Origin of the sequence: Pseudoduganella sp. S-14, assembly GCF_049913285.1 — a bacterium.
In the GTDB taxonomy this organism is placed as follows: Bacteria; Pseudomonadota; Gammaproteobacteria; order Burkholderiales; family Burkholderiaceae_D; genus Rugamonas.
Window position 1 is genome coordinate 4,629,110 of the sequence record NZ_CP183991.1, and the last position, 21,000, is coordinate 4,650,109.

General features: G+C 63.3%; 24 protein-coding genes. 5 read left to right on the plus strand and 19 right to left on the minus strand.

The features are described 5' to 3' along the window. Positions 1-2: 2 nt before the first annotated feature. Genes ACN9MZ_RS21220 through ACN9MZ_RS21230 form a run of 3 tightly spaced genes read left to right on the plus strand, consistent with a single transcriptional unit; the run spans position 3 to position 2,224 of the window. A complete protein-coding gene (locus ACN9MZ_RS21220; protein WP_426338892.1) occupies positions 3-863 on the plus strand; it encodes a DUF3106 domain-containing protein in 861 nt (286 codons plus the stop codon). Next, a complete protein-coding gene (locus tag ACN9MZ_RS21225) occupies positions 850-1,380 on the plus strand; it encodes an RDD family protein (RefSeq protein ID WP_426338893.1) in 531 nt (176 codons plus the stop codon). The genes ACN9MZ_RS21220 and ACN9MZ_RS21225 overlap by 14 nt, the downstream gene beginning before the upstream one ends. Before the next feature lie 37 nt (positions 1,381-1,417). Continuing rightward, positions 1,418-2,224 carry a class I SAM-dependent methyltransferase gene (locus ACN9MZ_RS21230; protein ID WP_426338894.1) on the plus strand — a complete coding sequence of 269 codons (807 nt, stop codon included), beginning with the start codon at positions 1,418-1,420 and terminating at the stop codon, positions 2,222-2,224. On the opposite strand, the gene ACN9MZ_RS21235 is transcribed toward ACN9MZ_RS21230, so the two are convergent. From ACN9MZ_RS21235 to ACN9MZ_RS21245, 3 genes are all read right to left on the minus strand, one after another. Continuing rightward, entirely contained in the window at positions 2,208-2,501 is a 294-nt protein-coding gene (locus ACN9MZ_RS21235; protein WP_426338895.1) for a hypothetical protein, read from the minus strand. The two genes, ACN9MZ_RS21230 and ACN9MZ_RS21235, sit on opposite strands and share 17 nt — an antisense overlap. Before the next feature lie 242 nt (positions 2,502-2,743). Continuing rightward, complete coding sequence (locus tag ACN9MZ_RS21240; protein WP_426338896.1) at positions 2,744-3,391, minus strand: hypothetical protein; 648 nt, start codon at positions 3,389-3,391, stop codon at positions 2,744-2,746. Then, positions 3,392-4,288: a LysR family transcriptional regulator gene (locus ACN9MZ_RS21245; RefSeq protein ID WP_426338897.1), complete on the minus strand. Its 897-nt coding sequence runs from the start codon at positions 4,286-4,288 to the stop codon at positions 3,392-3,394. A gap of 97 nt (positions 4,289-4,385) precedes the next feature. On the opposite strand from ACN9MZ_RS21245, the gene ACN9MZ_RS21250 reads away from it, so the two are divergent. Then, positions 4,386-4,628: a DUF2798 domain-containing protein gene (locus tag ACN9MZ_RS21250; protein ID WP_426338898.1), complete on the plus strand. Its 243-nt coding sequence runs from the start codon at positions 4,386-4,388 to the stop codon at positions 4,626-4,628. Here ACN9MZ_RS21250 and ACN9MZ_RS21255 read toward each other — a convergent pair. The 16 genes from ACN9MZ_RS21255 to ACN9MZ_RS21330 form a co-directional block, all read right to left on the minus strand. Continuing rightward, complete coding sequence (locus ACN9MZ_RS21255; RefSeq protein ID WP_426338899.1) at positions 4,613-5,296, minus strand: RNA pseudouridine synthase; 684 nt, start codon at positions 5,294-5,296, stop codon at positions 4,613-4,615. The genes ACN9MZ_RS21250 and ACN9MZ_RS21255 overlap by 16 nt on opposite strands. Next, entirely contained in the window at positions 5,296-6,360 is a 1,065-nt protein-coding gene (ltaE, locus tag ACN9MZ_RS21260; protein ID WP_426338900.1) for a low-specificity L-threonine aldolase, read from the minus strand. The genes ACN9MZ_RS21255 and ltaE overlap by 1 nt, the downstream gene beginning before the upstream one ends. Beyond that, on the minus strand, positions 6,357-7,265 hold the full coding sequence (locus ACN9MZ_RS21265; protein WP_426338901.1) for a class I SAM-dependent methyltransferase: 909 nt from the start codon (positions 7,263-7,265) through the stop codon (positions 6,357-6,359). Before ACN9MZ_RS21265 ends, ltaE begins: the two co-directional genes overlap by 4 nt. Beyond that, a complete protein-coding gene (gene iscX / locus ACN9MZ_RS21270) occupies positions 7,252-7,446 on the minus strand; it encodes a Fe-S cluster assembly protein IscX (protein ID WP_090444923.1) in 195 nt (64 codons plus the stop codon). The genes ACN9MZ_RS21265 and iscX overlap by 14 nt, the downstream gene beginning before the upstream one ends. Positions 7,447-7,462: 16 nt before the next feature. After that, the gene (fdx, locus tag ACN9MZ_RS21275; protein WP_090444791.1) at positions 7,463-7,804 is read right to left on the minus strand and encodes an ISC system 2Fe-2S type ferredoxin; all 342 of its coding nucleotides are present in this window, start codon (positions 7,802-7,804) and stop codon (positions 7,463-7,465) included. Between the two features lie 17 nt (positions 7,805-7,821). After that, entirely contained in the window at positions 7,822-9,702 is a 1,881-nt protein-coding gene (gene hscA / locus ACN9MZ_RS21280) for a Fe-S protein assembly chaperone HscA (RefSeq protein WP_426338902.1), read from the minus strand. Between the two features lie 21 nt (positions 9,703-9,723). After that, complete coding sequence (hscB, locus tag ACN9MZ_RS21285) at positions 9,724-10,239, minus strand: Fe-S protein assembly co-chaperone HscB (protein ID WP_426338903.1); 516 nt, start codon at positions 10,237-10,239, stop codon at positions 9,724-9,726. 4 nt (positions 10,240-10,243) lie between these two features. Beyond that, positions 10,244-10,567 carry an iron-sulfur cluster assembly protein IscA gene (gene iscA / locus ACN9MZ_RS21290; RefSeq protein ID WP_028104360.1) on the minus strand — a complete coding sequence of 108 codons (324 nt, stop codon included), beginning with the start codon at positions 10,565-10,567 and terminating at the stop codon, positions 10,244-10,246. A gap of 18 nt (positions 10,568-10,585) precedes the next feature. Continuing rightward, entirely contained in the window at positions 10,586-10,969 is a 384-nt protein-coding gene (gene iscU, locus ACN9MZ_RS21295) for a Fe-S cluster assembly scaffold IscU (RefSeq protein ID WP_028104361.1), read from the minus strand. Positions 10,970-10,993: 24 nt separating this feature from the next. After that, the gene (locus ACN9MZ_RS21300; protein ID WP_426338904.1) at positions 10,994-12,259 is read right to left on the minus strand and encodes an IscS subfamily cysteine desulfurase; all 1,266 of its coding nucleotides are present in this window, start codon (positions 12,257-12,259) and stop codon (positions 10,994-10,996) included. Positions 12,260-12,278: 19 nt separating this feature from the next. Then, positions 12,279-12,761 (minus strand): Fe-S cluster assembly transcriptional regulator IscR, encoded by a 483-nt coding sequence (gene iscR, locus ACN9MZ_RS21305; RefSeq protein WP_057259448.1) that lies wholly within the window; start codon positions 12,759-12,761, stop codon positions 12,279-12,281. A gap of 159 nt (positions 12,762-12,920) precedes the next feature. Then, positions 12,921-13,682 (minus strand): uracil-DNA glycosylase, encoded by a 762-nt coding sequence (locus ACN9MZ_RS21310; protein ID WP_426338905.1) that lies wholly within the window; start codon positions 13,680-13,682, stop codon positions 12,921-12,923. 55 nt (positions 13,683-13,737) lie between these two features. Continuing rightward, positions 13,738-14,049, minus strand: coding sequence for a c-type cytochrome (locus ACN9MZ_RS21315; RefSeq protein ID WP_426338906.1), 312 nt, complete (start codon positions 14,047-14,049; stop codon positions 13,738-13,740). Positions 14,050-14,059: 10 nt separating this feature from the next. Next, complete coding sequence (locus ACN9MZ_RS21320; RefSeq protein WP_426338907.1) at positions 14,060-15,283, minus strand: molybdopterin-dependent oxidoreductase; 1,224 nt, start codon at positions 15,281-15,283, stop codon at positions 14,060-14,062. A gap of 46 nt (positions 15,284-15,329) precedes the next feature. Then, positions 15,330-16,640: a hypothetical protein gene (locus ACN9MZ_RS21325; protein WP_426338908.1), complete on the minus strand. Its 1,311-nt coding sequence runs from the start codon at positions 16,638-16,640 to the stop codon at positions 15,330-15,332. Between the two features lie 63 nt (positions 16,641-16,703). Next, positions 16,704-17,108 (minus strand): hypothetical protein, encoded by a 405-nt coding sequence (locus ACN9MZ_RS21330; RefSeq protein WP_426338909.1) that lies wholly within the window; start codon positions 17,106-17,108, stop codon positions 16,704-16,706. Between the two features lie 129 nt (positions 17,109-17,237). On the opposite strand from ACN9MZ_RS21330, the gene ACN9MZ_RS21335 reads away from it, so the two are divergent. Further along, positions 17,238-20,915, plus strand: a complete 3,678-nt coding sequence (locus ACN9MZ_RS21335) for an ATP-binding protein (protein ID WP_426338910.1) — start codon at positions 17,238-17,240, stop codon at positions 20,913-20,915. The last annotated feature ends 85 nt before the right edge of the window (positions 20,916-21,000 follow it).

Genomic DNA, 21,000 nt, shown 5'->3' on the forward strand with positions numbered 1-21,000 from the left:
GTATGGCGCGTGTAAGTGGCAGGACAAAATGGGTTGCTGGAGCAATCACGCTGCTGGGTGTGGGGATCGCTGCCGTCGTCTGGCTGGTGAGCCGCCCTGCGTGGCAGCCTGCGTCACAGCCATCAACTGCCGCTACCGCCGCAGAGCCTGCCAAGCCGGTAGGTGAAAAGCCGCACTGGTCCGATCTCAAGCCAGCCCAGCAACAGGCCTTGGCGCCCCTCGAGTCGACCTGGGAAGAACTGGGCCCGGTGCGCAAGCAAAAGTGGATTTCCATCGCCAACCGCCTGGCCAAGATGAAGCCGGACGACAAAGCGCGCGTGCAGGAACGCATGCGTGAATGGGTGGCGTTGTCGCCAGCCGAGCGCAAGCAGGTGCGCGAGAACTATGCGCGCGCGCAGAAGAAAGCGACGCCACCGGGCCAGCGCGCTGCCGAGTGGGAGCAGTACCAGCAACTGCCGGAGGAAGCCAAGAAGGCGCTGGCAGAAGCCGCCGCGGCCAAGAACAACCAGGTGGTCAAGACGCCTAGCCTGGCGCAGTCCAGCGTGAAGACCCCTGCTCCGGTCAAGGCCCAGGGCCACGGCCTGGTGCCGGCGCCCGGTACCGTCCCGCCGGGTACCGTGCCGCCTGCGCCGATCGGTTTGCCGCAAGGCTCTCCTGCCGTCGTGCCGCCTGGCAGTTCGCTGGGTGCAGGCAACGTCGCTCCGGCAACTGCCGCAGCGCCTGCTGCCGCTTCCGGCACCGCTGCGCCGGCCGCGACGGCGACCGCCACCCCGGCTGCGCCAGCAAGCGATGCGAACGCAGCAGCGTTCCCTCCCCCTGTCGCACCAAGCGCCCCGCCAGCCGTTCCCAATGCAAGCAAATAACGCTGTCCCGACCGTCAAGCGTCGCCTCATTTGCATCGTGTACGAGTCGCTCCTGCTGCTCGCAGTGGAAATGTTTGCGATCGCGGTCTACCTGCTCGTGACGTTTGCGGCGCATTCGCCTGTCCTGGATGCGGGACGCGGCATTTTCGTGATCCTGGTGGCGGCTGCCTATTTCATTTACTCCTGGACGGGTAGCGGCCACACCTTGGCCATGAAAACCTGGCGCATCAAGATCGCATCGGCTGGCGCCGGCCGAGTTTCGCTGCGCGCAGCGGCAATCCGCTTCATCTTTGCATGGGGCTTTGTGGCGCCGGCACTTGTCCTCATCCATGTATCTCAGCTGCTGACAACGCGCGCCGGCACCAGCATGGCTGTCGCAATTCTGGTCGGCAACATCGTGCTGTGGTCGCTGACCGCCCTCCTCGACAAGGACCGCCAGTTCCTGCACGACCGCATGGCCGGCACCCGCCTGCTGCAATTGCCGAAACCGGAGAAAAAAGCCGCGAAAGCCGCCTAAGCAATCGCTATACTGGACTTGGACAAGGGAGGCAACCATGGACAAGGACAGCAGCTTCACTGGCTCTATTCCGGAAACTTACGAGCGTGCCATGGTGCCGCTCCTCTTCACCCCTTACGCGATCGACATGGCGCGCCGCATCGCGCAGCGGCGTCCCGCGCGCATACTGGAGGTGGCCGCCGGCACCGGCGCCGTTACCCGCCACCTGCTGCAGGAGATCCCCAACGCGCAAATCGTCGCCAGCGACCTCAACCCCGCCATGCTGGAGCAGGCACGCAAGGCCGTCGATTCGCCGCGCGTCGAGTGGCGCGAAGCGGACGGGCAAGCGCTACCCTTCCCCGACGCCAGTTTCGACGCCGTGGCATGCCAGTTCGGCGTCATGTTCTTTCCCGATAAGGCGCGCGGATTCAGCGAAGCACGCCGCGTTCTGAAGCCAGGCGGCCTGTATTGCTTCAATGTGTGGGATGGCATCAGCCACAACGACTTTTCCGCCACCATCAATCATGCGCTGGCCAAGGTATTCCCCGACGACCCACCGCGTTTCCTGGCGCGCGTGCCTTACGGCTGGCACGACATCGACGTGATCCTTGAAGAGCTGAAGCGTGGCGGCTGGACCGGCAACATCACACATGAACTGGTGACGGCCACCAGCCGCGCCGACTCCGCGGCGTCCACTGCAACAGCGCTATGCCAGGGTTCGCCGCTCAGGGCAGATATTGAAGCGCGCGATCCGGCACGCCTGCAGGAGGCAACCGACGTGGTAATTGCCGCACTGACCGACAAGTTCGGCAGCGGCGCCATCGAAGGCAAGATGCAGGCGATCGTCTTTACTTGCGAGGCGTGAACTCGTAGACGCGGGCGCCCTCACCCACGTCATCGTCGTCGCCGAGCGCCAGCTCGCCGCGCTCGAAAGCCGCGACCACTTCCAGCGCCTGCGCCAGTTCGTCTTGCGGCACCATTACACGCGCACCGCCAATGGCAGGCGCCAGCAGGAAAGCCGCCTGCACGTGCTGGTCGTCCATCACCGTTGCGTTCAGTCCCGCCGCGCGCAGGCAGCCGCACAGGATAAAGGCATCCGCCGGAATCAGGCAGCAGCGAACGAGGCAAAAGTCGTTGTCCATGCCCCCATCATAGCAAGCCTTCGTCTTCCGCGGCAGCCCGCCGGGTTCGGGCGTCCATTCGATGATGTCGCCCGGCTGGCATTGCAGCTTTTCGCCGAGGCGACCAAGGCCAAGCCGCTGCCCGAACAAGGCTTCGACAATGGAACCGCACTGGAAGTCGCATGCCTCGATGGGTCTGCTGCCCGATTCACACCACAACAATGCACTGGCCAACCCGTCGACCCCGGCCGTCCTGTGGCCGTTTATCGAAGGCGCCTGAAAGGCGAATGCGGATCGTCCTTGCACTCCATGTATCGCGATTCCTTGTCCAGCTTTTCGAACCCATGCGGGCAGACCTTGTCGAGCTCCGGCAGCACAAAACTCCGCAGCAGCCTGCCTTTGGCGTTGAATTCGAATCCGGTGCCGCCCACCAGGCTCGAGTCGTAGCATTCAGGATGCGTGCAATAGCGTTCGCAGTCCTTGCATGCCTCGCCCCGCCCGTCATCGTGGAATGGATGGCAACGGTCATATTCGGCCGGGACGATGATCGTGAACGTCTTTGACTGAAAATAGCCGCATTTGCCGTTCGCATCGAAGCGACCTACGCCTAGCGGCGCATATGGATAATCGAAATCCTGGGTATGGTAAATGCCCGGCACAACGACACGGCCACGCCGGTCAAGCGCCACCATTTCGTTGGGGGCCGAACCGCCATCAATGACGATGACGGCCTTGCCGGACTTCTTGAAGGTGAGCTTGTGCAGGTATTGCGCGCTGAGCTGGCGCACTCCGCCCTGCTCAGTGAAACATTGGGCGGACCAGAGATCCCCATCATCGCGCGTCGGGCAGCCTGGGTTGGCGGCCAGCGCGCAAGCAGGCCACAGCACGAGCAGGAACAGCCATGCACGCATTTAATCTCCGATCAGTAAGGGGTGTTGGGCCGTGAAGGCCGCCAGGTGTTCGAGCAAAGCGCGTACGCGGGCCGGCAGGTAGCGCTGCTGCGACCAGACAGCGTAGACGCTGCGCTCACGCGAAGTCCAGCCGGGCAGCAGGCGCACCAGCGCCCCCGATTCCAGGCTGGCGTGGCATTGCAGTTCAGGCGACAGCACGATGCCCAGGCCAGCTTCGGCCATCATCACCGCCAGCCGAACCTCGTTGACGCGCACGCGCGGATCGGGGTGCAATACGAACTGGGCTCCGGTGCCGGGGTCCTGCAAATGCCACTCGCGCAAGGGCAGCGTGGCGATGGTCGCATGTGCTTCCAGTTCCGAAAAGTTGCGCGGCGTGCCATGCCGTGCCAGGTATGCAGGCGACGCGGCCAGCACCATGCGCACATCCCCCAGCTTGCGCTGCGTGAGGGTGGAATCGGCCATTGCGCCTATGCGAATCGCCAGGTCGGCGCCGCTGCCGACCAGGTCTTGCACCTCGTTGGACAATTCCAGTTCAAGCTGCACCCGCGGGTATTGCTCCAGGAAGCCGGCCCAGGCCGGCGCAAGGATCTCGCTGGCAAAATTCACCGGAGCCAGCACGCGGATCACGCCTTCGACGGCGCCCAGCGTGGCGTCCAAGCGCAGTGTCGCCTGGCGCAACGCCTGCACCAAGGGGCGGCATTGCTCGTAATACTGGGTTCCTTCGGCCGTAAGCATGGTGCGACGGGCGCTACGGTGCAGGAGACGATAACCCAAGCCCGACTCCAGCTTCTGCAGGCGACGGGTAACGGTAGCGCTCGGCAAGCCCTCCTTCTCGGCGGCCGCGTTCAGGCTGCCCGCCTCGACGATGGCTATGAACAGGGCAAGGTCGTCAAGCATGATTCCATTTTTGGAATTAGAGATTGAATTTTCGTCTCTAGTGTACTCCAGCGGAATTGATTACGCTTAAACCATTCAACAATTGCTGGAGAAAACAATGACTGACTTACGAACCCGGATGATTTTCGCAGCCCTGATGTCATTCCTCATGACCGTCATCATGAGTGGCTGGATTACCTGGCTGAACATCGGCTTTCACCCAGACTACGCTGCACGCTGGGGCCACGCCTTTCTCGCAGCCTGGCCGGCAGCCTTCTTCGCCGTGATGGCGATCGCACCGCTGGTGCAACGCCTGACCCTGTGCCTCGCCGGCTGTGGGGCCGGTCAGAATCGTTCGTAGCCTTGGAGGTAGCGCCATTCGCCGGGCTGCAAGCCTGACATGGAGATGCGGCCGATGCGCTGGCGTTTTACTGCCGTCGCTTTCAGGCCGACGTCAGCGCACAGTTTGACCACCAAGGCCGGCTTCGGTGGCTTTACGGCAAAGCGCAGGCGGTGCTCATTTTGCCAGCTTACCTTGCCGGCACCCTGGTTCAGGAGCGTGAGGCCGTTGTCAACGATTTGGCCTTCGACATCAACAATCAGCTCCTGCTCAACCGTGGCGCCATCGTCCACCAGCTTGCGCGCGACGCGGAAGTCTTGCGTGAACACGAACAGGCCGCTGGCGTGCTTGTCCAGCGCGAGACACGCGGTCAGGTTGCGCAGGTGGCGCTTGAGGAAGCGCACGCGCTGGGCATCCTTGCTGCGCGCTTCCGGCAGCAGGCAGGCCAGCGCGTCGGCGCCGGCCGGCTTGTTCAGAAGGATCGTTACCGGCGCGATGTCGAGCAGGGTTGCGTCGGCGGACAGCGCGACTTGCTGGCCGGGCGCGACGCGCGCACCGGGTTCTTCGACGATTTCGCCGTCAACCGTGACGTAGGCGCCTTCAATGTAATTCTCAGCTTCCCGGCGCGAGCATGGAACCATGTCGGCCACGCGCTTGGCGAGCCGGATGGTGTTGTCTTCGTTGTTCATTATTGCTTGAAGTAGTGGGCGAATACGGCGGCGACGTGTTGAAGTTCTGCGCGCGCGACGTCCAGGTGGGTCACGAGACGCAGCGTTGGCGCCATCGAGACGCGGATGCGTTCTGCTGCCAGCGCTGCATTCAGGCCTTCGCAGGCCTCGCGCGGCATGGTGACGAACAGGATGTTCGTTTGCGGCACACTCACTTGCAGCACGCCGATTTTTGCCAGTTCGGCGGCAAGCCAGCTTGCGTTGTCGTGGTCTTCGGCCAGGCGTTGTACGTTGTTCTGCAAGGCGTACAGGCCTGCGGCCGCGATCACGCCGGCCTGGCGCATGCCTCCGCCCAGCATCTTGCGCCAGCGTTTGCCCTGTTCGATCAATTCGCGGCTGCCGCACAGGACGGAACCGACGGGGGCGCCAAGGCCCTTGCTCAGGCAGACGGAGACGCTGTCGAAGCCTTTCACCGCGTCCTTCAGCGAGATGCCTTGCTTGACGGCGGCGTTGCAGATGCGGGCGCCGTCGAGGTGGGTGGCAAGGCCGCGCGCGTGCGCGAGGCTGGTGGCTTGCGCGACGTATTGCTGCGGCAGGACCTTGCCGCCGATGGTATTTTCCAGCGCCAGCAGCTTGGTGCGGGCGAAGTGGAAATCGTTCGGCTTGATGGCGGCTTCGATGTCTTGCAGCGCGATGCTGCCGTCCGCCTGGTTGATGATCGGCTGCGGCTGGATACTGCCGAGGACTGCGGCGCCACCACCTTCGTACTTGTAAGTGTGGGCATCCTGTCCAACCAGGTATTCGTCTCCCCTGCCGCAATGGGCCAGCAGGGCGATCAGGTTGGTTTGCGTGCCGGATGGCGCGAACAGCGCGGCTTCGTAGCCGAAGAGTTCCGCGGCGTAGGCCTGCAGCGCATTGACGGTAGGGTCGTCGCCGTACACGTCGTCGCCGACCTGGGCGGTGAACATGGCTTCGCGCATCTCGGCGCTGGGATGCGTGACAGTGTCGCTGCGCAGGTCGATCCAGCGTTCGCCGTCTGCGGCGAGCGGCCTTGCGCCTGCGCCGGCCGGATAGCCGGTGCTCACGGCGCCACCTCGGCGTCGGTTGACGCTGCCACAGGCGCGCCGGTGTAGAAACGCTCGCCCATCTCGTCCAGGCCGATGGTGGACAGCACTTCCTTCAGGCGTTCGGCCGGTTTGCGGCGCGGCAGGTTCTTGTACGTTGCGACGATCAGCTCGTTCTTCATCGAGTGCTCCCAGCCTACGAGTTCGGTGACGGTGATCTGGTAGCCGTGCGATTCCAGCTGCAGGCAGCGCAGCACGTTGGTGATCTGGCTGCCGAATTCACGGGTGTGAATCGGGTGGCGCCACAACTCGGTGAGCACGTTCTTGCCCAGCGAAGAGCCTTTGTTCTTGCGCAGTACGGAGGCGACTTCGGCCTGGCAGCACGGCACCAGCACGATGTGCTTGGCTTTTTTCTTCAGCGCGAAATCGATGGCGTCGTCGGTCGCCGTATTGCAGGCATGCAGCGCGGTGACAATGTCGATCTGCTCCGGCAGCTTGTCGGAGGTGGTCGATTCGGCCACCGACAGCGGCAGGAAGCTCATGCCTGGGAAGTCGAACTTGCGCGCCAGTTCTTCGGAACGCGCCACCAGCTCTTCGCGGGTTTCGATGCCGTAGATGTGCGAGTCGTCGCCCAGCGCCTTGAAGAACAGGTCGTAGATGATGAAGCCGAGGTAGGACTTCCCTGCCCCGTGGTCGACCAGCGATACCGAGCCTTTCGCCGTGCGTACGTCGTTCAGCAGCGGTTCGATGAACTGGTAGAGGTGGTAGACCTGTTTAAGCTTGCGGCGGCTGTCCTGGTTCAGCTTGCCGTCGCGGGTGAGGATGTGCAGCTCCTGCAGCAGCGCGACCGACTGGCCGGGCTTCACTTCAGGGATGTCGGTGACGGTGGCGGGCAGCAGTGCAGCTGCGGGCTTACTGCGCTTCATCGATCCACGCCTGCTGGATCGCTTCCAGCACTTTTTCGCCGCCGCGCTTGTGGTCGTCGTCGAAGCCGTCCAGGTCGACGATCCAGTTGTGCAGGTCGACAAAGCGCACGGTGGTCGGGTCGACATCCGGGAACTTGTCGTACAGGGCTTCGGCAATCGCCGTGACATCACTCCATTTCAGCATGCTGCACCTCGGCTCAGTGGCCGCCTTCGCTGGCGTGGTTGATCGTGTACTTCGGAATTTCGATGACCAGGTCTTCGTCCGCCACGATGGACTGGCACGACAGCCGCGAGCAGGCTTCCAGGCCCCAGGCCTTGTCCAGCAGGTCTTCTTCGGTGTCGGTCGCTTCGTTCAGGGAGTTGAAGCCTTCACGCACCAGCACGTGGCAAGTGGTGCAGGCGCAGGATTTCTCGCAGGCGTGTTCGATGTGGATGTCGTTTTCCAGCAGGACGTCGCAAACGGACTTCCCTGCTTCGGTTTCGATCACGGCGCCTTCGGGGCACAGCTTGGCGTGCGGCAGGATGACGATTTGTGGCACTTCTATTCCTCGGTCAATTAAACAACCTGGTCCAGCGTCTTGCCGGCCAGTGCGCTGCGCACGCTGCGGTCCATGCGGCGCGATGCGAATTCTTCGGTGCCCTGGGCCAGGGCTTCGTAGGCGGCCTTCACCGCATAGTGGTCGGCTTCACCGCTGCCGGATTTCACCAGCACGTCCATGGTGGTGGCCATCAGGGCATTGATGGCGGCGCGCTCGTCGTCGTTCAGCAGGTTGCCGTCTTCGTCAAGCGCAGACTGGGTGGCCAGCATGATGCGTTCTGCTTCCACTTGCTCTTCGCGCAGGGCACGGGCTTTCATGTCGGCTTCCGCTTCGGTGTGCGATTCGGACAGCATGCGCGCCACGTCGTCGTCACCCAGGCCGTAGGATGGCTTGACGGTGATCGAGGCTTCCACGTTGGAGCGCAGTTCGCGCGCCGAGACAGACAGCAAGCCGTCGGCATCCACTTGGTAAGTGATGCGGATACGCGCCGCACCGGCAGCCATCGGCGGAATGCCGCGCAGCTCGAAGCGCGCCAGCGAACGGCAGTCGCTCACCAGTTCGCGTTCGCCCTGCAGCACGTGCACCGCCAGCGCGGTCTGGCCATCCTTGAAGGTGGTGAACTCCTGCGCGCGGGCGCACGGGATGGTGGAGTTGCGCGGAATGATCTTCTCGACCAGGCCGCCCATCGTTTCAATACCCAGCGACAGCGGGATCACATCCAGCAGCAGCCAGTCGTCGCCTGTGGCGCGGTTACCGGCCAGCAGGTTGGCCTGGATGGCGGCGCCCAGCGCCACGACCTTGTCCGGGTCGATGTTGGCGTGCGGGATGGTGTGGAAGTATTCGCCCACCGCGCGCTGCACGTGTGGCATGCGGGTAGCGCCGCCGACCATGACCACGCCGTCGATGTCGTCGGCGTCGATGTTGGCGTCGCGCAGGGCCTTCTTCACGGCGTTCATGGTCTTGGCGACCAGGTGCTTGGTGATGTCGGCGAAAATTTCAGGGGTCACGCGCTGGTGCACTTCTTCGCCCGAACGCAGCACGGCGTCGATGGTCACTTCAGGCTTGGTCGACAGCAGCTCTTTCGCTTCGCGCGCCTTCACCATCAGGGTCGCGGTGTCTTCGTCGGACAGCGGCGCCAGTTTTTCCTGCTCGTGCACCCAGCAGAACAGGCGGTGGTCGAAGTCGTCGCCGCCCAGCGCCGAGTCGCCGCCGGTGGCCAGCACCTCAAACACGCCCTTGGACAACTTGAGGATCGAGATGTCGAAGGTACCACCGCCCAGGTCATACACGGCGAAGATGCCTTCGGAGCCGTTATCCAGGCCGTAGGCAATGGCTGCGGCAGTCGGTTCGGACAGCAGGCGCAGCACGTTGATGCCGGCCAGTTGCGCGGCATCCTTGGTGGCCTGGCGCTGCGCTTCATCAAAGTAGGCAGGCACGGTGATCACGGCGCCGACCAGGTCGTCCCCCAGCGAATCTTCCGCGCGCTGGCGCAGCGTGGCGAGGATCTGTGCCGACACTTCCACCGGCGATTTCACGCCGGCGACAGTCTTCAGCTGCACCATGCCCGGAGCATCGACGAAATCGTATGGCAGGTTTTCGGCGTAGGCAATGTCTTTCAGGCCGCGACCCATGAAGCGCTTGACCGACACAATGGTGTTTTTCGGGTCGGTGGTCTGGTGCGCCTGGGCTTTGTAGCCGATATTGGCATGGCCGTTTGGCAGGTAACGCACCACGGAAGGCAGCAGCGGGTGGCCGTCTTCGTCGTTCAGCACTTCAGGAATGCTGCTGCGGACAGTCGCTACCAGCGAATTGGTGGTGCCGAGGTCGATACCCACTGCCAGGCGATGCTGGTGCGGGGCGGTCGACATGCCCGGTTCGGAAATCTGCAAAAGAGCCATGGTGAAACCTGTCTTGTTCTTTTACGCCTCGATGGCGTCGTAAGCGAAGCGCACTTCTTCGCCGAATTTTTCGATGAACATCAGCGCGCGCACACCCTGCGCGACGGCGTGATAGTCACCGCTATTGCAATGCCGTTCGATCTCGGTGAGCTGGGCCTTGCGCGTGGCGCGCAACTGGCCGTCCAGCTTGTCGAGCAAGTCGCCATCCTTGCCGGCGCGGGCTTCGGACAGCTCTTCGCGCCACTCCATCTGCTGCATCAGGAATTCCATCGGCATGGCCGTGTTGGATTCCATCTTCAAATCGACGCCATTTAGCTCGCACAAGTACTGCGCGCGCTTTTGCGGATTCTTCAGGGTCTGGTAAGCCTCGTTGGAGCGGGTCGACCATTGCATGGCGACGCGCTTCTCGGCATCGGTGGCGTTGACGAATTTGTCCGGGTGGACGCGGCTCTGGACTTCGCGGTAGGCGGCGTCCAGGGCGCCCATATCAACGGCGAACTGCTGGGGAAGCTGGAAGAGTTCGAAGTGGTTCTGCACGATATTAAATGCGGAAGCTTTCGCCGCAGCCGCATGCATCCTTCTCGTTCGGGTTGTTGAACTTGAAGCCTTCGTTCAGGCCTTCGCGGGCGAAGTCCAGCTCGGTGCCGTCAATGTACGGCAGGCTTTTCGGATCAACAAAGACCTTCACGCCATGCGACTCGAAGACGGAATCTTCCGGCGTCACTTCGTCCACGTATTCCAGCTTGTAGGCCAGACCGGAGCAGCCGGTCGTGCGTACGCCAAAGCGCAGGCCAATGCCCTTGCCGCGACGCTCGATGTAGCGGTTGATATGCTTGGCTGCTTTTTCGGTCAGGGTGATTGCCATACTTCCTCCGAGCGCTGATTAGGCGCCGTGTTTTGCCTTGTAGTCGTTCACAGCTGCCTTGATGGCGTCTTCCGCCAGGATGGAGCAGTGGATCTTCACTGGCGGCAGTGCCAGTTCTTCCGCGATCTGGGTGTTCTTGATGGCCAGCGCTTCATCCAGCGACTTGCCCTTCACCCATTCGGTAACCAGCGAGCTGGAGGCAATTGCCGAACCGCAGCCGTAGGTCTTGAATTTCGCGTCTTCGATCTTGCCGTCCGCGCCAACCTTGATCTGCAGCTTCATCACGTCGCCGCAAGCTGGTGCGCCGACCATGCCGGTACCGACGGTTTCGTCGCCTTTTTCAAAGGAACCGACGTTGCGCGGGTTTTCGTAGTGGTCGAGAACTTTTTCCGAGTATGCCATTTTGATGCTCCTGTAATCTATGAATTAGTGCGCTGCCCACTGGATGGTGCTCAGGTCGATACCGTCCTTGTACATTTCCCACAGTGGAGACAGTTCGCGCAGCTTGCCCACTTTGCCTTTCAGCAGTTCGACGGCGAAGTCGACGTCTTTTTCAGTGGTGAAGCGGCCGATGGTGAAACGGATCGAGCTGTGCGCCAGTTCGTCGCTGCGGCCCAGGGCGCGCAGCACGTAGGATGGCTCCAGCGAAGCCGAGGTGCAGGCGGAACCGGAGGACACGGCCAGGTCTTTCACGGCCATGATCAGCGACTCGCCTTCCACAAAGTTGAAGCTCACGTTCAGGTTGTGCGGCACGCGGTGGTCCATGTCGCCGTTGACGTAGGTTTCTTCGATTTCCTGCAGGCCCTTGGCCAGGCGGTCGCGCAGTGCGCGGATACGCTCGATCTCGGAGTCCATTTCCACTTTCGCCAGGCGGAAGGCTTCGCCCATGCCGACGATCTGGTGGGTTGGCAGGGTACCGGAGCGCAGGCCGCGCTCATGGCCGCCGCCGTGCATCTGCGCTTCGATACGCACGCGCGGCTTGCGGCAAACGTACAGGGCGCCCACGCCTTTCGGGCCGTAGGTCTTGTGCGCGGTGAAGGTCATCAGGTCGATCTTCAGGTCTTGCACGTCGATGGCCAGCTTGCCGGTCGCCTGGGCTGCGTCGCAGTGGAAGATGATGCCTTTCTTGCGGCAGAAGGCGGCGATTTCCTTGATCGGCTGGACCACGCCGATTTCGTTATTCACCAGCATGACCGAGATCAGGATGGTGTCCGGACGCACGGCCGCTTCCAGCTGTTCGATGGTGACCAGGCCGTTGTCCTGGGTGTCCAGGTAGGTGGCGTCGAAGCCCTGGCGCTCCAGTTCACGCACGGTGTCCAGCACGGATTTGTGCTCGGTTTTCACGGTGATGATGTGCTTGCCCTTGGACTTGTAGAAGTTGGCCGCGCCTTTCAGGGCGAGGTTGTTCGATTCGGTGGCGCCGGAGGTCCAGATGATTTCGCGCGGGTCGGCATTGACCAGGGCGGCCACGTGGCCGCGCGCTTCTTCCACCGCTGCTTCCGCGGTCCAGCCATACATGTGGCTGCGGGAGGCCGGGTTGCCGAACTGTTCGCGCAGGTAAGGGATCATCTTGTCCGCAACGCGTGGATCGATCGGCGTGGTGGCCGAGTAGTCCATGTAGATCGGGAAGTGCGGTGCGGTCTTGAATTCTACCGGTGCTACCTGGGCGACGTTCTTTTCGGGGGCGTTCATCTAAATTACTCCAATTCGGTTAACCGAGGGCTGCTTGGTTGCTGTTGCGGTGCACATGGACTGGCTGCTCTGCCGCGGCCTTGGCTTTTTGCTGGTCCACCAGGTCCTGCAGCGACACGGAATCCAGGTAGTCGACCATCTTTTCGTTCAGGGTGGCCCACAGTTCGTGGGTCATGCAGCGGGCGCCGTTCGCGTGGTCGGCGCCGTGGCAATTCTCCTTGCCGCCGCACTGGGTTGCATCGAGCGGTTCGTCAACAGCAATAATAATGTCGGCGACGGTCACCTTGTCTGCCTTGCGGGCCAGGCTGTAGCCGCCGCCAGGGCCGCGGATCGATTCCACGATTTCGTGGCGGCGCAGCTTGCCGAACAATTGTTCGAGATAAGACAGGGAAATCGACTGGCGCTGGCTGATTCCGGAAAGCGTCACCGGACCCTTGCCCTGGCGCATCGCCAGGTCAATCATCGCAGTCACTGCAAAACGGCCTTTGGTAGTCAGACGCATCACAACCTCGGTTCAACTCAGTTAAAATATCGTTCTGTTCTCGCACATCAAAACCTGATTACTTGAACGATTTAGTCAAGTATAACAGAGTTGCGCAGACCTTGCCGGACGCTCCCCCGAGTGTCCGAGGGGCAATACGCGCCTGCGCAGGTATGCTACTCAGCGCTTCAGCAACCCCATCGGGCCAAACAGCGCCTGCATTTCCTTATTGGCAATAAACGACAGGTTGTACGGATGCTCCGCCACGATCTGCGGCAGGGCCTGCACGCTTGGCAGCTTGTTGAGCTGCTCGGCAATCTTTCCCCACAGAATGAGTTTTGGCTGCTGGATAGCGAGCGCCTGCATCACGGTGTCGAAGAATGGCAGCCAGGCCTTGGCGTCTTTCACCGGAGCAACATGCGGGCGGAACACCAGCGAGGCGTTCAGCAGCAGGAAGCCGTGGCTGTGCAGGCGCTCCTGCATCTCGGCCAGGGTCTGGATCGCCGCGCCGGCCCTGGCGCGGGTCGAGCAGGCCGCCAGGGCTTCGCCGGCGGTATTGCCCTCTTCAAGCTGGCCGTCGGCGACCAGCAGCATTTTCATGAAATTGCGCAGCGAGGTGGCTTTGTTGACGGGCTTGGACAGGCCGCCGCCCTCCTCTTCCGACCACAGGCCCTTGACGGCGCCGTCCATGAAACAGACGCCGGTAGCGCTTTCAGCGCGCGGATAAGGCCCCTCGCCCACCAGCACGTAGCGCACCTGCTCCAGCGGCTGCTGGAAGGCGGCAAACAGGCGCAGTTCGGTCGGCAGATAGCTATCAACCGCCAGTTCCGGCAGGTAGGCCGGGTTGGCCGCCGCAATCGCCTGCAGGCCGCGCTCCAGGATCGGACGCCACGAAGGGTGGGCTCGGTCGAGCGCTTGCAGGATGGGGCTAGGAATCGTCATGGCGGCTGTCGGCGATGGGCAAAGGCGAGATTGTATCGCCGCCAGCCATTGCGGTCTACGGCTTGGGCTTCTCCGCACCGTAGACTTTGGTGAGGTAATCCACCATGGCGGGTATGTCGTCGTCCGAGAACTGGGCGCCGAACGGTTTCTTCATTTTCTTCACCGTAGCCTCCCAGTAGCTGCGCGGCGACGCTGGCGGCTGCATCTGCGCGTATTGCGCCGAATGGCAAAGCAGGCAGTTGGCCAGCACGAGCTGGTAGCCGGGCAGCGTGCTCTGTTGGTAGGCCGCCGTCTCGTCGGGCAGCTTGATCTCGGCAGCACTGGCGGCGCCTGCGCACAGCAGGAGCATGATGGCAAAGGTCTTCATCGGCTCCTCCTCAAGCCGCGATGACGCGGGTGGTTTCCACCACGTTGCGCATATAGCCGGCCGCGTTCCACAGTGCGGTCGAAGGCTGGCTCTGGCCGATGCGGTTCACGGCGCGCACCATCAGCGCGTGCTCGCCCTTGCCCGGCTTGAACGAAGCGCTCCACTCGCGGAAGGAATACTTGCCCAGGTCCTTGCCGAGGGTCGCGGCCTGCCAGCTCTTGCCGCCGTCGGCCGAGAAGGCGACTTCCGTAATTCCATAGCCGCCGTCGAAGGCGATGCCTTTCACAACCACCGGCTTGCCGGCTTTGAGCCGCGCACCGTCCTGGTGGCTGGTAATGAAAGATCGTACGTTGAAGCGGTTGATCGGCACCGTCTTAGCCGGCGTCGTACCCGGTGCGACGCAAGCGCAGGCGTTGTCGGCGATGCGGTAGGCGTTGGCTACCCAGAAACCGTCGAAAGGCTTGTCCAGCACCATGATGTCCGACAGGTGCTTGATCCAGTACGTACCGTAATAGCCCGGCACCACCAGGCGCAGCGGATAGCCGTTCAGCATTGGCAGGTCTTCGCCGTTCATTTGCCACGCCAGCATGACCTCCCCATCCAGCGCATGGTCGATATTGAGCGACTTGACGAAATCGGGGCCGTCGCCGGCGGGCGGCGTATCGAGGCCGTTGAACGCCACCTGCACGGCGCCGGCCTTGATACCCGCGCGCTCCAGCACTTTTTTCAGCGGCACACCGGTCCAGCGCGCATTGCCCATCGCGCCGTTGGAAAGCTGGCCGCCGTTGGCGCGCGGCGCGAAGTGGCCGCGGCTATTGCCCGAGCATTGATTGACTGCGACGAGCTCGACCGGGTCGGCGAGTTGGCGCAGTTCCGCCAGCGACAGTTCCAGCGGCATGTTGACGTGGCCGCCGACTTTCAACCGGTAGGTTTGCGGCTCGATCGAGGTCGGGATGGCGCTCCAGTGATAGCGCACGAAGAAGGCATCGTTGGGCGTCAGCACGCCTTCGCCAAAAACGCTGAAAGGGGTCTCGAGTTGCGGCGGGCGGCTGGTCAGCACGATCATGGGGCGCTTCTGCGGAAACGCTACCAGCTCCCGCTCGCCATTTTCAAACGGCAGTGTCACGCTGCGCGAAGCGGCCAGCGCCGACAGCGTTGGGCTGCCCAAGGCGGTCGCCACCCCCGCCATGCCTGCCTGTTTCAGGAATTCACGTCTTGGACTGCTGCTTTGCATGCCTGCCTCCCGGTGGGTGATTCACGCGAGATGCAAATTTAACATGCTATTCCGCCGGGGAATCGGAATTCTTCAGCCTGACGTTGGCAGCGCGCAGCTTGCGGTACAGGAAAGCCACCGCGAGCAAGGCTGCCGCAGCCAGTGCTGCGGCCACCGACCAGGCCCGCCGCAGCTTCGACTGGTTGCGCAAATCCTTGGTGTTTTCATCCTTCTGGCGCAAGAGTTCTTCGTCTTCGCGCTCTCTTTTCTGGAGTTGTGTCTGCACCGTGCTGGCGTCCTGCGCCTTGCGTCCTGCGCGCGCGTAGACCTGCAGCGCAAGCTCCTTCAGGCCGACATAGTCCAGCGCCCGCGCATACTCCGACAGCGCGTCGGCATCCATCATCTCAATGTTGACCGCCTCGATGGCATCCCTGCCTGCGTCAAGCTGGCCCAGGTAAATCAGGGCGATCCCTTCGTTGAACTGCGAAATCTCCGCCATTTCAGTGTTGCCGGTAGCCAGCGCGGCCTTCTTGGATTCCTGGCTGAGCGACAAAGCCTCCTTGTAGTCCTGGCTTTTCAAGCTCATGTCGGCCAGGGTGACTTGCAGCTCGGGCACATCTTCATCCATATGGTGTTTCTGCAGCCAGGCCACCACGTCGTTCAGGGCTTCACGGGCGCGTGCAACCTGGCCCGCGCTTTCGGCGATCTCCCACTCGGCATAGCGGGCCCGGATCATCGGTCCATCGAGCGGGATCAGCGCAGCCTTGGCTTTCAAGACGTCGATCGACTTCAGTGCTTCCTGGCTGCCGCCGGCCAGACCGTTCAACGCATAGGCCCTGGCGCGCAGCGCCATGAATTGAGCGATGGGCTGCCCCGACTTGTCAGCCAGCGCCACGGCATTGTCGATGTACTCAAGTCCTTTGCGCCCATTCCCGCGGCGGATTTCATCCTGGCCAACGGTAAGGATCACTTTGGCCTGCAGTGCAAGATCGCTGGTTTGTTCGGCGAGCTGGTGCGCCAGTTCCAGATTCCTGCTTGCCGCCTCCCGGTCTTCAAGTGCAGAGAAAAGATAGGAACGGTCGAGCAAGCTGTTGGCGATGATCGATTCGTCATCCAGTTGGTGGCCGATGCGCTCTTCCTCCGCGACCGCCTTCAGCGACGTGGCGCGGTCCGCAGTCCGGGTAACTTTGCTGAGCACGGAATAATAAGTCGCCTGGTCGCGCTGCGGCCACTGCCCGACCTGCGGTTTCAGTTTCTGCAATTCGGCCAGGGTGCTATTGGTGGCGAGGTAGGAAAACTCCCGCAACTGCCCCAGGCGAGCTGTTACATCCTGTCCCCAGGCCAGCGGCTGGGCCAATGTGGCAGCGAGGAAGGACATGCGAAGCACGCGCGGAATATTGCAAAACATACAGCTTTCGATTTGATAGGGAGCAAATATATTTTACTGCCCGGCAAACAAATCGTGGGCATTCAGGATTGCAAAAGCGATTTCCGGGTGTCGATCAAGGCATTTGCGTATCGCCGCTGGTACAGTTTGCCGCGTTTTTCGACACAGGCCGGGCCGCACGCCCAGTTCGATCTGGAAGCCGCGCACAGTACGCACTTCGTTCGGGCCGGGCGCGATGCGGACCGAGACGCCAAGCTGCTCTTCCAGGCGCTGGCCAATGCGCATCAGCTCCGCATATGTGGAGATGGCCTCGATGCGTTCGAGCAGGCGCTTCTCTTCCTCCTTGGTCAGGCGCAGGACGCGCAAGTCGGCCTGCGGGTCCTCGAGCAGCGACTCGCGCTGGCAGTCGCAGGCGCCCGGCGGGCACTCCTTACGGATGGGAATAGGCGGCATCGTCATCGCCCCAGTATCCGTTGCTTGCATCGTGCTGTCAAACGCGGCCGGAGCCTTGTCTGTATAGGACACTTGTGTGCGCCGTTCAAGTTCCGTACAGTGCAGAATTGCTAAAAATGACAGTTAGAGAAACGTGTGACTATCGAACCGGAAAGCTTGCAGTTTCTTGCTTCCCCAGGTGCGCTAGGCCAGCAGATCGCAGCCTTCGACTGGTCTTCCACGCCGCTTGGCCCGCTCGATGCCTGGCCGCAGAGCTTGCGCACGACCGTCAACCTGATGCTGAATTCGAGCCATCCGATCTGGATCGGCTGGGGTCCGGATGCCATCTTTCTCTACAACGACGCCTACATCGACGTGCTGGGTGCGGCCAAGCACCCAGCGGCGCTGGGCCGGCCGGCGCAGCAGGTCTGGGCCGAAATCTGGCACTACTGCGGCCCGCTGGTCGACAAGGTATTCCAGCGCGCCGAATCGAGCTACGTCGACGCGGTGCAGCTTTTCATGAGCCGCGGCGACTGGGTGGAAGAAGTCTGGTACTCCTTTTCCTACAGTCCGATCTTCAATGAAGCCGGCGCAGTCGGCGGCCTGTTTTGCCCTTCCACCGACACCACCGGTACGCGCCTGAACGCGCGCCGCCTGGCCACGCTGTCGACGCTGTCGGCCAGCGCATTGCGCGAGCAGGACGTGGCCAGCGCCTGCGCCACGGCCATGCACACGATCGCCGAGAATCGGGACGATATGCCTTTTGCGCTGTTGTTCAAGCGCGCCGGCGACACCACGCGCCTGCAGCAAACGGCGCACGTTGCGGAGGAAGCCTGCGACCTGGCGCTGTGGCCAGTGGAACAAGTCCTGGCCAGCGGCGAAGCGGCAACAATAGCAACGGAGGGCATGCCCGGCCTGCCTTCCGGCCTTGCAGGCCAGGCGGTGCGCTTGGCGCTGGCCTTGCCCATCACGGATGGGGTGCTGGTCCTGGGCATCAGCCCCGCCCGCCAGCTCGATACGGAATACCGCACCTTCTGCGACCTGGTGGCGGGTCAGCTATCGGCTGCCGTGCAGAATGCCAGCGCCGCTGCCGAGCAGCGCCAGCGCGCCGAAGCGCTGGCTGAACTGGACCGCGCCAAGACCGCCTTCTTCAGCAACGTGAGCCACGAATTCCGCACGCCGCTGACGCTGATGCTGGGCCCCATCGAAGAAGCGCTGGGCGACAGCGCCAGCCGCCTGCCGGCTGTGCACCACGAACGCCTGCGTCTTGCGCAGCGCAACGCCCTGCGCCTGCAAAAGCTGGTCAATACCCTGCTTGACTTCTCGCGCGTGCAGGCCGGTCGCATGCACGCCACATATGCCAGGGTTGACCTGGCCGGCCTCACCCGCGACCTGGCCAGCGGCTTCCGCTCGGTGGTCGAAAGCGCTGGCCTGTACCTGGCAGTCGACTGCGAGCAAGTCGATACCGGCGCCTGGGTCGATGTCGCGCTGTTCGAGAAAATCGTGCTGAACCTGCTGTCCAACGCCTTCAAGTTCACCTTCGACGGCGGCATCACGGTCAGGCTGCGGCAACAGGGCCTGTCAGCCGTGCTGTCGGTGACCGATACCGGCGTGGGCATTTCGCCCGACCAGCAGCAGCGCATTTTCGAGCGCTTCCGCCGCGTGGAAGGCTCGCGCTCGCGCACGCACGAAGGCTCCGGCATTGGCCTGGCGCTGGTGCGCGACCTGGTGGAACTGCTGCACGGACGCATCGACCTGGAAAGCAGGCCGGGTGCCGGCAGCACATTCTCCATCACGCTGCCGCTTGGCCACAGCCACTTGCGCGAGGACCAGTTGACCAATGTCGCCGACGCCGACACCAGCGACGTGCGCGAAGCCTTCCGGCTGGAAGCGCAGCGCTGGCTGCCGCAAGAAGACGACGAGGAACCATTCCTCGACCTGGCCGACGACGAGAGCCTGCTGACGCTTGGCGCACACGTGCTGGTGGTGGACGACAACGCCGACATGCGCGCCTACCTGGCGCGCATGTTGCGACAACGCTGGCACGTCAGCACAGCCGCCAACGGACGCGAAGCGCTCGACGCCATGGCGGCCGGCGTACCGGAACTGGTGGTGTCGGACGTGATGATGCCCGAGCTGGACGGCTTTGGCCTGATCGCGGCCATGCGCGCCGACCATGCGCTGCACGACGTGCCGGTGCTGCTGCTGTCGGCCCGCGCCGGCGAGGAAGCGCGCATCGAAGGCGTCAATGCCGGCGCCGACGACTACCTGGTCAAGCCCTTCTCCGCCCGCGAACTGCTGACGCGGGTCGACTCGCAGCTGATGCGGGCCCGCATCCGCCAGGCCGAACGAGCCCATATGGTACGCATGGCCAACACCTTCCAGCAGGCGCCGGCCGCCATCGCCATCGTGCGCGGCCCCGACCTGGGCTTTGAACTGGTCAACGATCGTTTCGTGGAACTGAGCTGGCAGCGCGAGCTGATCGGCTTGCCGATGCGGCGCGCCTTCCCGGAACTGGAGGGCCAGGGCATGGTGGAGGAGATGGAACTGGCGCTCACCAGCGGCCGGCCGGTGACCGGCAAGGCGCGCCGCGTCATGCTGAAGCGCGACGGCGGGCTGCAGGAATGCTATTTCGACTATGTGCACCAGCCGGTGCGCAATGCACGCGGCGAAGTGGACCGCGTCGCCATCGTCGCGTTCGAAGTGACGGAACTGGTGCGTGCGCGGCGCGATGCCGAACTGGCCAACCGCACCAAGGATGATTTCCTGGCGATGGTAGGGCACGAGCTGCGCAACCCGCTGTCGCCGATCCTGATCGCGCTGGAACTGATGCGCCTCAAGGGCCTGGGCGGCCTGGCGCGCGAGCATGCAGCCATCGAACGCCAGGCCCACCACCTGGTGCGGCTGGTGGACGACCTGCTTGATGTGGCGCGCATCGCGCAAGGCAAGATTGCGCTGCGGCCCGAGCGCGTCGAACTATCCAAGCTGCTGGCGCAGGCGCTCGAGACGGTCAGCGGCCTGCTGGAAGAACGCCAGCAAACCCTGGAACTGGACGTGCCGCCGCACGGCCTGGCGGTCGATGCTGACCCGATGCGCTTTATGCAGGTGCTGGTCAACCTGCTCACGAATGCGGCCAAGTATTCCAACCTGGGAGGCCATATCCGGCTGCAGGCTGGCGCCGTCGAGGGTCGCGCCGTGATCAGGGTGGGCGATACGGGCATCGGCATCGGCCCGGAAATGCTGCCGCACCTGTTCGACAAATTCGTGCAGGCGCCGCAATCGCTGGACCGTTCGCGCGGCGGCCTGGGACTGGGCCTGGCGATTGCCCGCAGCCTGGTGCAACTGCACGGTGGCGAGATCGAGGCACACAGCGCCGGACTTGGTGCCGGCAGCGAGTTCACCATCCGCATGCCGCTGGCCGGCGACCTGGCCAGCGCGCCCCTTGCCAGCGCAGCGCCGGGCGGCCCGGCCGCCGCCGCGCCGCGCCGCGTGCTGCTGGTGGACGACAACCAGGACGTGCTGCAAGGCTTGCGCGCGCTGCTGGAAGTCGGCGGTCACGAGGTGCAGGCCGTCGCCGATCCTGCCAGCGCACTGCGTGCCAGCGCCAGCTTCGTGCCCGACCTGGCCATCCTCGACATCGGCCTGCCCGGCATGGATGGTTATGAGCTGGCCACCGAACTGCGGCGCCGTCCCGGTTATGGCAACACGCGGCTGGTGGCCTTGACCGGCTACGGCCAGCCGGCCGACCAGGCACGCGCCCATGCAGCCGGCTTTGCCGCCCATCTTGTCAAGCCGATTACGCCCGCCCAGCTGTACGCCCTGCTGGTCGATTAAATGCGCCGGAAGCGTTGCAAAACTGCCACGATAGTTGCCGCTAAGGAAATTGAGTTGCACGTGGCCGTGCTACACTCATTTCCCC

Coding starts and splice junctions, on each gene's coding strand:
- ACN9MZ_RS21220 (WP_426338892.1), top strand. CDS start 3: ATGGCGCGTGTAAGTGGCAGGACAAAATGGGTTGCTGGAGCAATCACG.
- ACN9MZ_RS21225 (WP_426338893.1), top strand. CDS start 850: ATGCAAGCAAATAACGCTGTCCCGACCGTCAAGCGTCGCCTCATTTGC.
- ACN9MZ_RS21230 (WP_426338894.1), top strand. CDS start 1,418: ATGGACAAGGACAGCAGCTTCACTGGCTCTATTCCGGAAACTTACGAG.
- ACN9MZ_RS21235 (WP_426338895.1), bottom strand. CDS start 2,501: ATGGACAACGACTTTTGCCTCGTTCGCTGCTGCCTGATTCCGGCGGAT.
- ACN9MZ_RS21240 (WP_426338896.1), bottom strand. CDS start 3,391: ATGCGTGCATGGCTGTTCCTGCTCGTGCTGTGGCCTGCTTGCGCGCTG.
- ACN9MZ_RS21245 (WP_426338897.1), bottom strand. CDS start 4,288: ATGCTTGACGACCTTGCCCTGTTCATAGCCATCGTCGAGGCGGGCAGC.
- ACN9MZ_RS21250 (WP_426338898.1), top strand. CDS start 4,386: ATGACTGACTTACGAACCCGGATGATTTTCGCAGCCCTGATGTCATTC.
- ACN9MZ_RS21255 (WP_426338899.1), bottom strand. CDS start 5,296: ATGAACAACGAAGACAACACCATCCGGCTCGCCAAGCGCGTGGCCGAC.
- ACN9MZ_RS21265 (WP_426338901.1), bottom strand. CDS start 7,265: ATGAAGCGCAGTAAGCCCGCAGCTGCACTGCTGCCCGCCACCGTCACC.
- hscA (WP_426338902.1), bottom strand. CDS start 9,702: ATGGCTCTTTTGCAGATTTCCGAACCGGGCATGTCGACCGCCCCGCAC.
- iscA (WP_028104360.1), bottom strand. CDS start 10,567: ATGGCAATCACCCTGACCGAAAAAGCAGCCAAGCATATCAACCGCTAC.
- iscU (WP_028104361.1), bottom strand. CDS start 10,969: ATGGCATACTCGGAAAAAGTTCTCGACCACTACGAAAACCCGCGCAAC.
- ACN9MZ_RS21300 (WP_426338904.1), bottom strand. CDS start 12,259: ATGAACGCCCCCGAAAAGAACGTCGCCCAGGTAGCACCGGTAGAATTC.
- iscR (WP_057259448.1), bottom strand. CDS start 12,761: ATGCGTCTGACTACCAAAGGCCGTTTTGCAGTGACTGCGATGATTGAC.
- ACN9MZ_RS21310 (WP_426338905.1), bottom strand. CDS start 13,682: ATGACGATTCCTAGCCCCATCCTGCAAGCGCTCGACCGAGCCCACCCT.
- ACN9MZ_RS21315 (WP_426338906.1), bottom strand. CDS start 14,049: ATGAAGACCTTTGCCATCATGCTCCTGCTGTGCGCAGGCGCCGCCAGT.
- ACN9MZ_RS21320 (WP_426338907.1), bottom strand. CDS start 15,283: ATGCAAAGCAGCAGTCCAAGACGTGAATTCCTGAAACAGGCAGGCATG.
- ACN9MZ_RS21325 (WP_426338908.1), bottom strand. CDS start 16,640: ATGTCCTTCCTCGCTGCCACATTGGCCCAGCCGCTGGCCTGGGGACAG.
- ACN9MZ_RS21330 (WP_426338909.1), bottom strand. CDS start 17,108: ATGACGATGCCGCCTATTCCCATCCGTAAGGAGTGCCCGCCGGGCGCC.